Raw genomic sequence first — 14,767 nt, forward strand, 5'->3', positions numbered from 1 at the left:
GATCGGGGTGGCGCGCCCACGTGGAGGCGCGCCGGCGAGGACGGCGCTCAGCCAAAGACAGCGACGTTGTTCTTCACCATCAGGGCCTGGACGTAGGGTCCGAGGTACTGCTCGGGGATCTGCCACGATTGGACGATCTGGTTGAGCATCTGCTGCTCGGCGGGGGCGAGGTGCCCGTCTCCCATCGCGAGGTCGGCCGCGTTGGAGCCGCGTGCCCTGGCGTCGGGGCACACGGAGGGCGCACGGAGACGAGAGAGTTCAGGTCGATGCCCGTAAGGGCGGCGTAGGCGGTCTCGCTTGGCCGCACAGGTCGCGCGCGGTCGGTAGGTGGGGGGCGACAACGCCGAGCTTGCCGACGCGATCCTCGACCCAGCGGCGCACCGGACGCGACTTGAGTCGCAGGCTCGATCGCAGCACGGACATAACCACGGCTCAGATCACCGTTGCCGTCGCCCTTCCGGTGCGAGAACGGATGCGCCAATTTAGAAAAGGGAGGAAGCATGGGAGACGGCTTGAAGAAGGCGAGCGCACTCGTGCTGTGCGGCGGATTCGTGATGGTGCTCGCGTCGGCATGCGACTTGTCCTACACCTGAGACACAGTGGAGCCGGGAAGCGCGGGTGCTGGATACCCGACAGAATCCGCAGGGGCGGGAGACTACCCCAGCAACGGCGAAGAAGACGAGCCGGAAGACGACGATGTGGGCAGCGCACAGCTTGCGATGGCGGGGGGTGCTCGCCGAGCAAGTCATGTACCGACATGTACGACGCTTGCTGGGATAAGGGTAGACCTTGCACGCGAGAAATCGAGTTCGGCAGGACTCTATGCGACATCTGTCGTGACGACTGTTACGACAAACGAGACTACTCCTGGGGCGAGTGCTATAAGTGCGGGTTTTATTGAACATGACGGACCTCACCTCCCTTCACAGAGCGACGCACGTCGCCTTCGATGCACGGACGACAGAACGCCTACTGCAGCTCGGAGCTACCAACGTCGTGCGTGCGGCCGATCGTCTTATCGTCGGACCTAACCGGCGGGATACCCTTGAACACGCTCGGGTGCGTGAAGAGTTGTGGAACTCTGATGAGAAGTGGGACCGGCTCTATTCGCCGGAGGTCCGTTGGAAGCCGCCCGTTATCCTGTGGGCGTCAGTGAGCTTACACGAGCGGGTGAACTTATGGAGGACTTGTAGCTGGTTGCGGCACCTGGGGATCCAGCGCAGTGACGTTCTCATCGCCGAGTTCGAGTTTGTGTCAAGTACAATAGAAAGCTCTCCAGAACCATCAAGCGTTCCGCCCTTCAACTGCTCCGCGTCGGTCGCTCACTACCCTGATGAGGTGCTCCTGGATCGTCTCGACAAGGCGTGCCCTTGGCCAGCGGAACGCTACGATTGTGCCATTCACCTCTGGGAAAGCTACGCCGGTGAGAACCCGATGCCCTTCGTCGACAGCTGCATCGCCGGTGGCGAAGGCTTCCCAGAACTTGCTCCTCTGTGGGCGTTTCTCTCTTGCTTCTTTCCAAGGAAGACCACTGAAGGAGCCCTGCTCCTCAGCCGATTCGACGAACTGCTTCTCACTCTTTTGTCGGCGGAGTGGCAGACTCCGATGGCCGTGGCCGTCCACAAATCACAAACGGGTATGAATTTGTGGCGGCTTCTCTCCTGTACAGGTGACCTGTTCTTAGGACGCCGATTGGAGCACTGGGCAGGCCACGAGTCGAGCGCGTTCGTAGAGCGCGCACCCGGCCCGAGGCCCGACATCCCAATGAAGTCGTTCGTCTATCGCCTCACCGAACGCGGGATGCGGCTCCGAGACAAGGGGCTCGTTCAGCTCTCGGACGCGCCACGCCTGCCCGTCGCCGGGACCGATGCGTACTCGCCTTCGGCCCCCTGGGTGCTGCTTGAAGACGGTCGGCTCGCTTGGCTGTGAGGGATAGCAGCGGCTCCGGCCAGAGCCGCCTCACCGGCTGCGCGGAGCGGGGCAACGTCGAGGGAAGCTCCGCCGGCTGCTTCTCCTCGGCGTCGGGTTCGGGCGCTTCGACAGATGGTTAATTCCGCCAAGCCGACCCATCGCCGCCTTTACGCTCGATCCGCTGCATGAGCCACGCGCGCAGCGCGGTATTACCGCGCACTCTCGTTGATGCCGAAGCTCCTCTTATCGAGCATCCTTCTTGATGGCGAGGAGCCCTGCCCGGCGAAGCTGGCCATCATGGAGCGTGCTCGCTCCGCACGGACAACGAGGGCGATGGCGTCCGGAGAGTGGCGGCGCCGTGCAATCCGGTTAGCTGATCAAAATTCTCACCACGGGCCCCTCCCAGCACATTCGCGTCGGCCGAAGACGCCGCTGATGCCCGATCTCGGCCCCTTCCGTTCAACCATCGAAGATTTCTAGCTATCGTTGCTCGCACGCCCAACTCACGACGGGGTAGGTCCACCCGAGGAGCGGAGCAGCGGCGCGGGGCCGGCCACAAAAGGTCCGGCGCCGCGTGGCCCCCGCGGGGATCGTCGGCGACAGCGCCGTCACCGGCTGGACCACGCTGCGCAGATGGGTGCGCGATGTCGCGCAACGACGCCTCTTTGCTGAAGCCCCGGACCCCGTTCCACCCGCTTCGCTCCGTCAGCGCGCAGGCCGCGCCGCGGTAGCGGTTGCGGCGAGCGCGGACCCGACGACCCGGGCGCTGCCGATCGAGCACCGCGCCTTCTTCGGCGCCGCGCACGCGGCGTACGTGTCCGTTCTCCCCCTTTAGGGGGACACGGGACACGATGCTCACGGCGTGTCCAGGACACGTCAGGACACCTCGGGACACGGGACACGTTCGCGGCGAGAGAGGTCGGCGCCCTCATGGTCGGCGGAGTCGCTCTGCACCTCGACCTCGACCCCGGCGGAGCTAGGCCGCGAGGTGCGCTGACACTTCGCCCTGACGATTCGATCGCACAAATCCTTGGTTTCCAGGCATTTCAGCGCGCTGTTCGTCCCATCCCGTGAGGGAAGTCGTCGCGCGTGCACTGGATGACGAGCGCGGAGACCGGCACCTCGGGCAGCTCTCGCCGGACGTCGCAGCGGAACATCATCTCGGCGAACTTTCAGGCGAGTGCGGGGCCATCGAGCAGATCCCGCAAGTGTCCCTCGTGCACATCGCGAATAGTTCAAGCCGGCTTGTCGCGGAGCGCGAGCCCGATCCCGACCGCGGCCGCGCCGATCACGAACGGCAGGACGCCCATCGAGGCGCCGATGTTCACGCACTGATTGGCCTCCTCCGTGCCAGCGCGCCGGATTATCTCGCGCTGCGTGGCGTCGATCTCGATGCCCGAATAGCCGAGCGCCGCTTCCACGCGGGCGATTCCGATGGATCGGCCGAGCAGCCCCACCGAGACGGCGCTGAGCCCCAGCAGCACGGCGATGGCGCCCGGGATCCAGGCCATGCCGCGCGCCTTCGTCGCCAGCATCCCCGCCCCCGCAAGGCCGATCGCGATGCCGGCTATCCCGGCCAGGAGGGCGAGCCACGCCGCCCACCCGCACGCCGTGAACGCTTCCAACACGCTCTGCATGCTGCCCCATTAACGCAGCGCTGGCGCAGAGGGAAGCATCGGGTTCACCGCATGGAACGCCTCGCTCACCCTACCGGCATCGGTTCATCCGCGGAGTCGGGCCCGCCAAGCTCCACGCGCGCACAGTGAGCGCGACGATCATCCCCGATTCATGCCGGGAGTCCACGCCGACCCAGATATCGAAGGCGGCTCAGGTCTGCGTGGAAGAACACCCGCTGGATCTTCCCGTCGGCCACCGCGAGCAGCAGCGCGGCGAAGGGTCGATCCCCGGCCCAGAACACGACTGCCGGTTGCCCGTTGAGCTCGTGCTCTTCGACCTGAAGCTCGCCTTTCCGCGCCGCCGTCGTCGCGGCCACGAACGCCGCGATGCGCGCCGCTCCGGCCAGCGGCCGCGGCAGGTTGCGCTGCCGCCCGACGGCGCGGCCCTCCGCCCCTCCGTCGGTGATCATGATCGCGTCCTCCGCAAGGAGCTCCACGAGCGCCCGCGTGTCCCCGGCCGAAGCGGCGTTCAAGAACGCTCGGAGCAGCCGCCGGTGCTCGTCGGGCCGCGCCATCAGGACGCGCCGCTCCATGGCGATGTGCTGGCGCGCGCGCTCGAGCAGCTTGCGGCACGCCGCCGCGTTGTTGCCGACCAGCGCTGCGATCTCCTGGTGCTCGAAGTCGAACACGTCGTGGAGCAGGAGCACGGCGCGCTCCGCAGGCGTCAAGCGCTGGAGCATCACCAGGAATGCCATGGACACCTCCTCGATCCGCTCGACGCGCGATATCCCTCCTTCGTCGAGATCCACGGGCTCTGGCAGCCTGTCGGCGCGGCTCTCTTCGCGCCGCGCCCTGGCGGAGTCGAGCTCGCTCAGGCACAGGCGTGTGACCACCGTCGTCAGGTACGCCTTCGGAGAGCTCGCCTCGACCTCGTGGCCTTCCCAGCGAAGCCAGGCCTCCTGCACCATGTCCTCGGCGCGCCCCATGTCGCCGAGCATGCGGTACGCGAGCACGACGAGGTCCCGACGACACGATTCGAACGCGGCGAGCCGGCGCGCTGCGGAGCTCGTCGTCATCGGAAGGATCTCGCATCCATGAGCCCGGTGTTCAAGGTGACCGCCGCCTGGCGAGCCCGACGACCTCCCGCGCGTGGGTGCGTTGCTCGACACAATCCAGCAAGAACGCCGCGACCGCACGGAACGACATGACCGCGGCGCCCGCTGGGAGCGCCTCAGCTTCACTCCGGTAGCCCTCGTCGCGCGCGTCGACCAGCCGAGGCGGCCTCGTGATCGTGAAGTTGCAGCCGCTCGCCCGGACGACGGTCTCCATCGCGACGAGATCGCGCAGGTGGTGCGTGAGGAGCCGGCGAAACAGGGCGAAGCGGAGACCTTTCTCCGGGAACAGGAGCGCAGCCGACACGACGGCGATGCGCTCCACCCCCGCCGTCGTCATCGCGGCCACCGTGCTCGCGGCGCACTCCGCGAGCAACGTGCTCGGCCGAAACGCCTCGCGCGCGGACGGGCCGAGCGCCGAGAGCACAGCGTCGTGCCCGGCGAGGGCGCGCGCGAGCTGCTCGACCTGCAGCGGGTCGCCCTGGACGACGGTCAGCGCGCCGTCGCAGCGCGCGATCTTGTGCGGGGATCGAACGAAGGCGGTCAGACGATGGCCTCTCGCGAGGCCAAGGTCGAGGAGGTGTTTGCCGGTCTTGCCGGTCGCGCCGAGTACGAGGAGTCGCATGTCATCGTGAAGACCGGACAGGCGGTGAAGATGTGACGAGGATCGTGCATTTTTCGGGAGAGGGAGCGCCCCCTCGGCACCTCGGCTTCCTTCGGCCTGCCCATCCTCCACGCTGACATCGCCACCGGCCGAGCGGCGGCAGCGCGGAGAGTCGCCTCTCCTGTCGCACGCGGCGTCCACCTGACGTGGAGCAGAGCCCCCCACCCTGCGAGTCTTCGCCTCCCGCTGACCACAGGAGGCGCCGGCGCCAGCGCCCGGCACGGGACCGCTGCGATTCCGCCCCGATTCCCACGGGGCAGCGCTCCGGCTACGCTCCGCGCTCCGAGGTGCACCCGATGAAGGTTTGGCGAATCGAACGCATGATCGTGATTCCAACAGCGCTCTGCGCTGCGGCGTGCGCCGCTCCAGGCCCCGACGAAGGACGGCTGGCGGCCGCGCGCGCGGCGCTCACGGTCACCGAGGACCAGAAGCTGACGGAGGAGACGCCGGCCCTCCAGCGCGTGTTCGGGTTCGCGGTCGCGGGCAGCGGCGACACGGCGCTGATCGGAGCGCCGGACGAGAACAGCCTGACCCGCGGCGCCGCGCACGTCTACACCGTGACCGGCGGGGCCGCGACGCTCGACGCCACGCTCGCGCCCAGCGACGGCGAAAACGGCATGGTGTTCGGCCGTCAGGTGGCCCTCGACGGCGATACCGCCGCCGTCATGGCCAGCGCCAACTATGAGGTGCGGCCGTACGAAGAGCGCGTCTATGTGTTTGTCCGGAGCGAGGGCGCCTGGTCGGAGCAAGCGAAGCTGACCGTCCCCGAGGATCCGGCGTTGAGCTTCTCGAGGATGGCGGTCGACGTCGGTGGGGACACGGTCGTCGCGAGCACGGTGGGAGAGGACATCGACATCGTGCTGGGCAAGGCATTTGCGTTCACGAGGACGGGCGACGCGTGGTCGCCGCGGGTGGAGCTCGTGCCTCAGGACAGCCCTCGGGGATTCGGCTGGTCGGTCGCTGTGTCGGGCGACACGGCGATCGTGGGCGCGGCGGCGGATTCGCCCGAAGGCAGCGAGTTCGCCGGCTCGGCCTACGTGTTCGTGCGTGATGGGGGCAGCTGGACGCAGCAGGCGAAGCTCCTGCCGCATGACATGAGCCCCCGTGCGTCCTTCGGCTTCTCGGTCGATCTCGCGGGGGACACCGCGGCGATCGGCGCCAAGAGCGCGGTGTACATCTATACGCGGAGCGGCGACGCCTGGACCGAGCAGGCGAAGCTCGTGCCCGCCTTGAGAGGGAGCGAGGCGACAGGGGTGCAGCTCCTCGGCAACGCCGTGGTCGCCGGGTTCGTCGGCGTCGCTGACAACAAGGGGATCGTGTCCGTGTTTCACGGAGGGGAAGGAACATGGACGGAGGCGCGGACGCTCGCGCCGTCGGATGGGCAAACGCTGGACTTTTTCGGGTGGAGCACGGGATACGCCGGCGGGAGCGTGGTCGTCGGGGCGCCGTACCACAGCGCCCCGCTGAACCGAAGCGGCGCGGCCTATGTGTACGCGCTGCCGTCCCTGGACGGCGCGGCGTGCGTGGCTGACACCGATTGCCTGAGCGGCTCATGCAAGGCCGGCCAGTGCGCGCCCGGGGGCAACAGCGGCGCGGGCGGCGGCGGCTCTGGCGGTGAGGCGGGCGCCGGCGGCGCGAGCAGCGCTGTTGCGGGCGGCGGCGGCGCTGGCGGTGAGGCGAGCGGCGGCGGCGCGAGCAGCACTGTTGCGGGCGGCGGCGGCTCTGGCGGTGAGGCGGGCGGCGGCGCGAGCAGCACTGTTGCGGGCGGCGGCGGCTCTGGCGGTGAGGCGGGCGGCGGCGCGAGCAGCACTGTTGCGGGCGGCGGCGGCTCTGGCGGTGAGGCAGGCGGCGGCGGCTCTGGCGGTGAGGCGGGCAGCGGCGGCTCTGGCGGTGAAGCGGCCAGCGGCGCCGCCGCGAGCAGCAGTGTTGCGGCCGGCGGCGGGAACGCGGGCAGCAGCACGGCGTCCGCTGGTACAGGCAGTCCTGGGACCGATGTCGGCGGGGGTGGCGGCTGCCGCATCGGCGGCCCAGGTCAGCCGACGCGCAGCGCTTCCACGTTCATGGCCTTCGCGCTCGCGCTCGCCGTCCTGCCGGCAAGGCGCCTCCGCGATGCGCGCCGCCGGCGGCTGGCGGCCCGGGACACGGCCCTCCCGGCCTGACACCGCAGCTCGCCCGCTGCGGGCCCTTGCCGGTCGGGATCGCCTCGCCCATGTTCCCGGCCACAAGGCCGTGTCGCGCCGCCGAGCCCGGGCGGCCGTGCCTCTCCGCGTCGCCAGCTCGTCGAGAGACCATGGACGCCTCTATCCCTGGAGTCCCAGCACCGGGCGAGATCCTCGCAGAGAGGTATCGGGTCGAGCGTGTGCTCGGGCGCGGCGGGATGGGCGTGGTCCTCGCCGCGGAGCACGTGGCGCTGAGACAGCCGGTCGCGCTGAAGCTGCTGCTCCCCGGCTGCATGCGCACGGCCGACGCCGTGGAGCGCTTCCTGCGCGAGGCCCGCGCCGCCGCGTCGCTCCAGGACAGGCACGTTGTGCGCGTGCTCGACGCCGGCCTGCTCGACGCAGGCACGCCGTACCTGGTCATGGAGCGCCTGACGGGGCTCGACCTTCGGGAGGTGCTCTGCGCGCGCGATCACCTCCCCGTCGCCGAGGCGGTCGACCTCGTCTTGCAGGCGTGCGAGGCGATCGCCGAGGCCCACGCGCACGGGATCGTCCACCGCGATCTGAAGCCGGCCAATCTGTTCCTGGCGAGGGACGAGCACGGGTCGGCGCTCATCAAGGTGCTCGATTTCGGCCTCTCGAAATCCACCGTGGATGACGGGACCGGGAGCCTCACGACCTCGAACGTGATCGCGGGCTCCATGCCGTACATGGCGCCCGAGCAGGCGCTCAGCTTGAAGTGGGCAGACGAGCGCGCCGACATCTGGGCGCTCGGCGTGATCCTTTATGAGCTCATCACCGGGCACCGCCCCTTCGAGGTCGGGTGGACACCGGAGAGCCTGCTCGCAGGCGTCGAGGCCCCGCCCGCGGCCATCCGCGCCTGGGGAGTCGACGTGCCGGCGGCGCTCGAGGGCGCGATCCTGCGCTGCCTGGAGAAGGATCGACGCCTGCGCCCACAGACGATCGTCGAGCTTGCCCAGGCGATCGAGCCGTTCGGGACGCCGGCAGCCAGCGCCTCTGTCGAGCACATCCACAGCTACCGCGCGCCGGGTGACGCCTGCGAGCGGCCTGACCGCTGCGATCCATCCCTCGCGGCCACCGAGCAGCTCTCACCCGCGCGAGGAGACAGCGGCAGCGCCGGCGAGAGATCGCCCCATCGCGCCAGCGCCTCGCAGCGGCCATCGGCCGACGCACAGCCGCGCTCGCACCGGTCCGTGAGCCCGCTCGTCACGTCCACCCTCCCCGAGGGAGCGGCGGACCTGCAGCACAACGCGGCTGCCAGCTCGGCCGCACCGGCGCGGCCCCGGCGGGGCTTTACCGTGATCCTGGGCGGCGCCGTCGCGGCCGCGCGCTGCTCGCCTTCGGGCTCTCCCGCATGGCGCCGACGGCGCCCTCGGCGATCGCGCCGGAGCGGCTCGCGAGCTTCGCGCCCCTGCCCGCCGGCCCGGCGAAGCCGCCGGACCCGGCCGCCGCGGCGCAGATCAGGCTGGGCCGGATGCTCTTCCACGATCCGCGCCTGTCCAGGAACCACGACCTCACCTGCGCCTCGTGCCACCCGCTCGAGGCCTGGGGCGTGGATCACAGGAAGTTATCGCGCGGGAGCGAGGGTCTCGAGCCCCCGCGAAACACGCTGAGCGTCTACAACGTCGCCGGCTACTCCACGCTGCTGTGGGATGGCCGGCAGAACAACCTCGTGGATCAGGCCAAGGAAGAGCTAGAGGCCCGGAGCGCGATGGCGTCGTCGCCCGAGGGCATCGAGGCGGCGCTGCGCTCGTCCAGAGGCTACAGGCAGGCATTCGCGCTGGCGTTTCCCGGGCAGCCGCAGGCCGTGACGTTCGACAACGTCGCGCGGGCGCTCGCGGCGTTCGAGGCGATCGTGCTGGAACCCGGATACCCAGGAAAATTGTGACCCACCTCAGCCCGGGGCTGGGATACCATCGCCCTGGAAGGGTGATGGACGCGCAAAAGACCGTGGCGCTCGAGGCGGAGCTGGACGCGTTGCAGAAGGAAGTGCAGCGCCTGCGCTCCCGCGTCGCCGAGCTGGAGGCGGCCGGCCGCGGCGCCCCGGAGCGCTTGCTCGAGGCGCTGCCCAGCCTCGTTTACGTGCTCGATCTCGATGAGGGGCGGTACGTCTACTGGAACCGGGAGCTCGCCGATCTCATCGGAGAGGGCGGCGGCGCCGCGGCGGGCTCGCCCCGCGGCGACGGCCTGTCCCCCATAGTCCATCCGGACGATATCGGTCGCATCGAGGAGTACCGGGCTCGCGTGGCCGCCTCGGAGAGCGGGGAGCAGGCGACGGTGGAGTACCGCGTGCGCGGTCGCGACGGCGGCTGGCGATGGTTCGTCGAGCGAGGCGTCGCGCTCGGCCGCGATCCGGAGGGACCGGGGCGGCGGATGCTGGGGTCGGCGCACGACATCACCGCGCGCAAGCATACCGAGCAGATGCTCGAGCGGAGTGAGAGCCTGCTCCATGGGTTCCTCGAATACACGCCATCCATGATGGTCGCGGTGGACGCCGCGGGCCGGCTCCTCCTCGTGAACCGCGAAATCGAGTCGTTCTACAAGATGAGCCGCGAGGAATTGCTGGGGCGGGTCGTCTACGACCTTCTCCCGACGCCGGCGGCCACCTCGATACGAAAGGCCAATGAAGAGGTGGCGGTCGCCGGACGCCCGGCCGCCTCCGAGCATGTGCTCGTCTTCCCGAACGGTCCGCGCACCTACCTGTCGACCAAGTTCCCCATCCGCGACGCCGAGGGGGAGATCTACGCGGTCGGGACGATCTCGGTGGACATCAGCCGAGCCAAGCAGGCCGAGGCCGAGCGTGCGGAGATGCAGCGGCAGCTCATCGAGATGCAGCAGGCGACGATCCAGGAGCTCATCACGCCGCTCCTGCCGCTGGCGCCCGGCGTCGTCGCGATGCCGATCGTCGGGAGCGTCGACCCCGCGCGCGCCGAGCAGATCCTGACGACGTTGCTTGAAGGGATCGCCGCCCAGCAGGCCAGGATCGCCATCCTCGACATCACCGGGGTGAAGGTCGTCGACGAGCGGGTGGCGCAATCCTTCGTCGACGCGGCCCGGGCCGCGGGATTGCTCGGCACCCGGGTCGTGCTCACCGGGATCAAGCCGCAGATCGCGCAGACCCTCACGACGATGGGCGCCGATCTGAGCGGCATCGTCACCAAAGGGACCCTGGAGAGCGGCATCGCCTACGCGCTCGGGCGCCGGCTCCGCTGGTGACCGAGCGCGCTCCCACCGAGCGACCGGGTGTACGCGGATACGCACAAGCCCTTCATGGCATTGGAGAAGCCCGCGATGACCTCGGGAGAGCAGGTTCCTGGCGCCCCTGACGGTGTATTCTATTGATGACATGCGCCCGCGCCCATGACGGAGCGCGGGGCGCTGTCGGTACAACGTGCGATGTGACCCAGGAGGTTGCCTATGAAGCCTGGAGTGATGCCGTTACGTGGCGCGATCGTGGTGACCATGGCCGTCAGCCTGGTCGCGGGGGCAGCGCTGGCCCGCGGCGTGCCGATGCTGGAGAGTTACGATCCAATGCCCGGTCCCTCGCCGTGGGGCCCTGACGACGAGGCGGGCGCCTCCAACACGCAGACGCCGGACAAGGTCCTCGAGGGCAAGCGCCTCATCAAGGAGGGCAAGGTCTATCGCCTGGGTCACGTCTACGAGCCCGGTATGCCGACGTTCCCGGGCAACCAGGGGCTCTCCCTGGAGGCCGGGCCGACCGCGGTCATCCAGCAGCAGGTCACGAACTCCGAGGTGATGCACGGGGAGTTCGGCCAGATGGGGACGGAGTTCGACGCGCTGGGCCATTTCGGCTACATCCCGCCCGGGAGCACGGACCCCGCCGACGCGCTCTTCTACAACCAGTTCACCGGCGCCGAGATCCTCACGGAGGACGGGCTCGCGCACCTCGGCGTCGAGCACGTGAAGCCGCTCGTCACGCGCGGCGTGCTCCTCGACGTCAAGCGCTACGCGAACGGCGGGCAGACGCTCGCGTTCGGCCAGGAGATCACCCTGGCCATGGTGAAGAAGACGCTGCGCGCGCAGAAAATGGACGAGCGCGACATCGGCGTCGGCGACGTCGTGCTGATCTTCACGGGCTGGGAGGAGAACTGGGAGCTCGGCACCGAGGGGTATTACACGCAGCCAGGCGTGGGGCTGGCCCAGCCGGGGATCGGGCTCGAGGTCGCGAAGTGGCTCTCCTCGAAGGGCATCGCCTGCGTCGGGTCGGACAACTTCGGCATCGAGGTCACCCCGCCGAAGCCTCCGGTGGCGCCGGGGGTGGTCTTCCCGGTGCACCATCACCTGCTGGTGAAGAGCGGAATCTTCATGCACGAGGTGATGGTGCTCTCGGAGCTGGCCGCGGATCTGGCCGCGGAGCTCCAGGAGCGGCCCCACGGCCACAAGAGCCCCTACGAGTTCTTCTACGTCTACAGCCCGCTGCCCCTCCGGGGCGCGTCCGGATCACCGGGCATCCCGCTCGCGATCCGGTGAGCGGATCGGCGCGCCGGCGCCGCGCGCGCCCGCGTCACCCGGCGAAGCGTTGATGCCCCTGGACCATTCTGCCAGCCGAGCGCATCCCTCGCCCCTCCTGTCCAGGGGTTGCCACTGCGCGTCAGAGCGATTCACGCTGTGGGGCTCGCCGGGCTGGTTTCCAGGACGTGTCCGAGGCGTCTCTTCCCGCGGCATCGAAGGAACAATCAGGCCACGCCGGCGAACTCGGCAGCTCCACCCGGGGTGCCAGGCCAGCTCGCTCCGCTGCTCTGGGTCTGATAGAATGGTCGTTGGCCATGCTCGAGCTCCTCCGCAACGCGCACCACACGGTGACGATCGACCCGGTTTCGCAGATCGCACGGGTCACGCGGAGCCCGCTGCCGTCCGAGTCTGTCGAGCAGTTCGAGGAGCTGTGGATGGAGGTGAGCCGCGCGCTCGACCGGGTCGACCGCCATCGGCTGTGTCTGCTCATCGATCTGCGCGCCGCGGTGGGGCGGAACGACCCGCAGTTCGAGGCGGCGATGCAGCGGATTCGGCCGCCCGTGATGGGCCGCTTCCGGCGCGTCGCCATCCTCGTGCGGACGACCGCGGGGGCGCTGCAGATCCAGCGCCATTTCCGCGAGGACGGCATCGATCGGATGATCGGCAGCGACGAGGCCCGGCTGCTCGACTACCTCCGAGAAGCACCGGCGCGCGTCCGTTGACGCGGGTCGCGGTCGCGATCGGCGCAGCCCCCCCCGGACGCGCGCAGCTGCGCCGTCCGCGATCCGCGTCGAGGTGTCCTCCGTCCGGCGATATCCATCGCGGTATCCCATGCTCCGTGAGGAGACGATGATCCGAAGTCACCCCCGGCGCCGCCGCAGGGCGAACAGCTGCCAACCACGCGCCATCCCAGGTCGCCCCCCGGCCCGGGCCGCGGCACGCCCTCTACAGTGCTCGGACGAGCCAGACGCGGCTCACCTTTCGTGACTGGCCGGCGACGATTCTTGTAACCTGGCGGAAATAAACGGATTTCCTGGCCATCGACCGCGCCGCCACGCGGGCTCTCGGCGAGCACCTGGGCCGGCGAGAGCCCGCGAGGGACGTGGCCAGTCGAAGACTGGGACGGATCACCACTCCTGGGCCGCTGCCCATGTCCTTATTGAGCTTTGCGGCCCCCTTACTCCGGTCTTCCCGTTTGTTGTACGATGTGCTTGTCAGTTCGCGAATTCGCCGTATAGTGGATGCGAGTCGCGCCCCTGCCGTCCGCAATCTGGTCATGCGGCGTGTTGCAGCGCTCGTGTCGATCTGCCAGGTCGAGGCCCCATCCGTCCCGGTTTCGCGCTCGCGATGCCCTGGACGGTGTGTTCCGTACCGGAGAGCCACGGCGCGGCGGGAGGACAGCGAGGCATGCCTGGCGCTCGATGAGCGGTCGAGTCGAGAGATCGACAGTCTACTCGATGGGGGGAGAGGGGTATGGTGGTACGGACCGATTGCGATATCGAGGCTCGTGTTCTCAAGGATTCACGGGCCTCCCGGCGGCTCGCCATCGCGCACGTGGTGAGCAGCTTCCAGATCGGCGGCGCCGAGCAGGTGGTCGTCGATCTCGCCGCGTCCCAGCGCGCCGCGGGTCATGACGTGCTGGCGGTCGCGATCGCCGAGGATCCGGACGGCCCGCGCGCCGAGCAGCTCCGGCGGCGCGGGGTCGAGGTGCACCTCGCGCCGAAATGCCCGGGGTTCGACGCGACGCTCACCGCCCGCCTCGCCGCGCTGTTCGCGACGAAGGGCGTCACGCTCGTCCACGCGCACAACCACCTTTCGCTCATCTACGCGGCGCCCGCCGGATGGCTGCACCGGGTCCCCGTCATCCACACGAAGCACGGCGTGTCTCAGGACATGCAAGGACGGAGCTGGCTGCGCCGCGCCGCGTCCGCGTTCGTCGATGCTCACGTCGCGGTGTCGCAGCCGACCGCGGCGGTCGTCCTCGGCCGGCGCGAGGTCGACCCGCCGAAGCTGCATGTCGTCGTGAACGGCATCAATCTATCGCGGTTCGCGCCGGATCCGGCGGCGAGGGTGCGGGTGCGGGCCGAGCTCGCGATTCCACGAGACGCCTGGGTCGTCGGGAGCGTGGGGCGCCTCTCTCCCGTGAAGAACCACGCGCTGCTCGTGCGCGCCGCCGCGACGTCGCTGCCCTGGAACGGAAGGGTGCTCCTCGTCGGCGAGGGCGCCGAGCGAGCGCGGCTCGACGCCCTCGCGCGCGAGCTCGGGGTGTCCGAGCGCGTGCTGTTCGCCGGCGAGCGCCACGACGTGCCGGCGCTCCTCGCCGCGCTCGACGTGTTCGCGCTGCCCTCCCTCTCCGAGGGCCTGCCGCTCGCGCTCCTCGAGGCGATGGCCGCTGGGCTTCCGGTCGTCGCGACCGACGTGGGCGGCGTGTCCACCGTGCTCGTCCACGGGGAGACGGGCTACCTCGTGCCGTCCGACGAGGTAGCGCCGCTCGCCGCGAGGCTCTCGGAGCTCCACGCCAATCCCGCCCGCGCCGCGCAGATGGGCCGGAGCGGCCGGATGCTCGCGCTCCGGCGCTACTCGGCCATCCGGATGGCCGAGCGTTACATGGATCTGTACGCGCTGCTGCTCCTGCGGCATTCGCGGCGCGCCGCCGCGGTCCGCCCGAGCGCCCTGCTCGCCCGGATCTGGGGCGCGGACCCGGCGCCGCGCGCAACCACCGCCGCCCCGCACCGCGACGGCGGGCGAGCTCTCGGCGATCACCCGTCGTCGCGCTCGCCGGCGCCGCTCGCGAGCTGATCGGGCGGCGGAGCG

Annotated in this window: 12 protein-coding genes; 8 read left to right on the top strand and 4 right to left on the bottom strand. The window is 69.7% G+C overall.

The window, feature by feature from the left end; all coding sequences use genetic code 11:
• Window positions 1-47 precede the first annotated feature (47 nt).
• Window positions 48-185: a hypothetical protein gene (locus WMF11_RS39245; RefSeq protein ID WP_437904261.1), complete on the bottom strand. Its 138-nt coding sequence runs from the start codon at window positions 183-185 to the stop codon at window positions 48-50.
• A 718-nt stretch (window positions 186-903) separates the two neighbouring features.
• Between WMF11_RS39245 and WMF11_RS39250 the strand changes: the two genes are divergently transcribed.
• The gene (locus tag WMF11_RS39250; RefSeq protein ID WP_437974439.1) at window positions 904-1,929 is read left to right on the top strand and encodes a hypothetical protein; all 1,026 of its coding nucleotides are present in this window, start codon (window positions 904-906) and stop codon (window positions 1,927-1,929) included.
• Window positions 1,930-3,146: 1,217 nt separating this feature from the next.
• Here the strand turns inward: WMF11_RS39250 and WMF11_RS39255 are convergent.
• The 3 genes from WMF11_RS39255 to WMF11_RS39265 form a co-directional block, all read right to left on the bottom strand.
• The gene (locus tag WMF11_RS39255; RefSeq protein ID WP_437904263.1) at window positions 3,147-3,548 is read right to left on the bottom strand and encodes a hypothetical protein; all 402 of its coding nucleotides are present in this window, start codon (window positions 3,546-3,548) and stop codon (window positions 3,147-3,149) included.
• 149 nt (window positions 3,549-3,697) lie between these two features.
• Window positions 3,698-4,603, bottom strand: coding sequence for a sigma-70 family RNA polymerase sigma factor (locus WMF11_RS39260; RefSeq protein WP_437904264.1), 906 nt, complete (start codon window positions 4,601-4,603; stop codon window positions 3,698-3,700).
• A gap of 31 nt (window positions 4,604-4,634) precedes the next feature.
• Window positions 4,635-5,264: an NAD(P)-dependent oxidoreductase gene (locus WMF11_RS39265; protein ID WP_437974440.1), complete on the bottom strand. Its 630-nt coding sequence runs from the start codon at window positions 5,262-5,264 to the stop codon at window positions 4,635-4,637.
• 335 nt (window positions 5,265-5,599) lie between these two features.
• On the opposite strand from WMF11_RS39265, the gene WMF11_RS39270 reads away from it, so the two are divergent.
• The 7 genes from WMF11_RS39270 to WMF11_RS39300 all read left to right on the top strand — a co-directional run bounded on the left by WMF11_RS39270 (window position 5,600) and on the right by WMF11_RS39300 (window position 14,752).
• Window positions 5,600-7,462: a hypothetical protein gene (locus tag WMF11_RS39270; RefSeq protein WP_437974441.1), complete on the top strand. Its 1,863-nt coding sequence runs from the start codon at window positions 5,600-5,602 to the stop codon at window positions 7,460-7,462.
• Window positions 7,463-7,593: 131 nt separating this feature from the next.
• The gene (locus WMF11_RS39275; protein ID WP_437974442.1) at window positions 7,594-9,093 is read left to right on the top strand and encodes a serine/threonine-protein kinase; all 1,500 of its coding nucleotides are present in this window, start codon (window positions 7,594-7,596) and stop codon (window positions 9,091-9,093) included.
• Window positions 8,976-9,368, top strand: a complete 393-nt coding sequence (locus WMF11_RS39280) for a cytochrome-c peroxidase (protein WP_437979381.1) — start codon at window positions 8,976-8,978, stop codon at window positions 9,366-9,368. Before WMF11_RS39275 ends, WMF11_RS39280 begins: the two co-directional genes overlap by 118 nt.
• Window positions 9,369-9,412: 44 nt before the next feature.
• Window positions 9,413-10,696, top strand: a complete 1,284-nt coding sequence (locus tag WMF11_RS39285) for a PAS domain-containing protein (RefSeq protein ID WP_437974443.1) — start codon at window positions 9,413-9,415, stop codon at window positions 10,694-10,696.
• 216 nt (window positions 10,697-10,912) lie between these two features.
• The gene (locus WMF11_RS39290) at window positions 10,913-11,971 is read left to right on the top strand and encodes a cyclase family protein (protein ID WP_437974444.1); all 1,059 of its coding nucleotides are present in this window, start codon (window positions 10,913-10,915) and stop codon (window positions 11,969-11,971) included.
• Between the two features lie 296 nt (window positions 11,972-12,267).
• Window positions 12,268-12,675 carry a hypothetical protein gene (locus WMF11_RS39295; protein ID WP_437974445.1) on the top strand — a complete coding sequence of 136 codons (408 nt, stop codon included), beginning with the start codon at window positions 12,268-12,270 and terminating at the stop codon, window positions 12,673-12,675.
• A gap of 751 nt (window positions 12,676-13,426) precedes the next feature.
• A complete protein-coding gene (locus WMF11_RS39300) occupies window positions 13,427-14,752 on the top strand; it encodes a glycosyltransferase (RefSeq protein ID WP_437974446.1) in 1,326 nt (441 codons plus the stop codon).
• The last annotated feature ends 15 nt before the right edge of the window (window positions 14,753-14,767 follow it).

Source organism: Sorangium sp. So ce295 (genome assembly GCF_051527405.1).
In the GTDB taxonomy this organism is placed as follows: Bacteria; Myxococcota_A; Polyangia; order Polyangiales; family Polyangiaceae; genus Sorangium; species Sorangium cellulosum_B.

Coding starts and splice junctions, on each gene's coding strand:
- WMF11_RS39285 (WP_437974443.1), top strand. CDS start 9,413: ATGGACGCGCAAAAGACCGTGGCGCTCGAGGCGGAGCTGGACGCGTTG.
- WMF11_RS39265 (WP_437974440.1), bottom strand. CDS start 5,264: ATGCGACTCCTCGTACTCGGCGCGACCGGCAAGACCGGCAAACACCTC.
- WMF11_RS39275 (WP_437974442.1), top strand. CDS start 7,594: ATGGACGCCTCTATCCCTGGAGTCCCAGCACCGGGCGAGATCCTCGCA.
- WMF11_RS39290 (WP_437974444.1), top strand. CDS start 10,913: ATGCCGTTACGTGGCGCGATCGTGGTGACCATGGCCGTCAGCCTGGTC.
- WMF11_RS39245 (WP_437904261.1), bottom strand. CDS start 185: ATGGGAGACGGGCACCTCGCCCCCGCCGAGCAGCAGATGCTCAACCAG.
- WMF11_RS39300 (WP_437974446.1), top strand. CDS start 13,427: ATGGTGGTACGGACCGATTGCGATATCGAGGCTCGTGTTCTCAAGGAT.
- WMF11_RS39270 (WP_437974441.1), top strand. CDS start 5,600: ATGAAGGTTTGGCGAATCGAACGCATGATCGTGATTCCAACAGCGCTC.
- WMF11_RS39295 (WP_437974445.1), top strand. CDS start 12,268: ATGCTCGAGCTCCTCCGCAACGCGCACCACACGGTGACGATCGACCCG.
- WMF11_RS39250 (WP_437974439.1), top strand. CDS start 904: ATGACGGACCTCACCTCCCTTCACAGAGCGACGCACGTCGCCTTCGAT.
- WMF11_RS39260 (WP_437904264.1), bottom strand. CDS start 4,603: ATGACGACGAGCTCCGCAGCGCGCCGGCTCGCCGCGTTCGAATCGTGT.
- WMF11_RS39255 (WP_437904263.1), bottom strand. CDS start 3,548: ATGCAGAGCGTGTTGGAAGCGTTCACGGCGTGCGGGTGGGCGGCGTGG.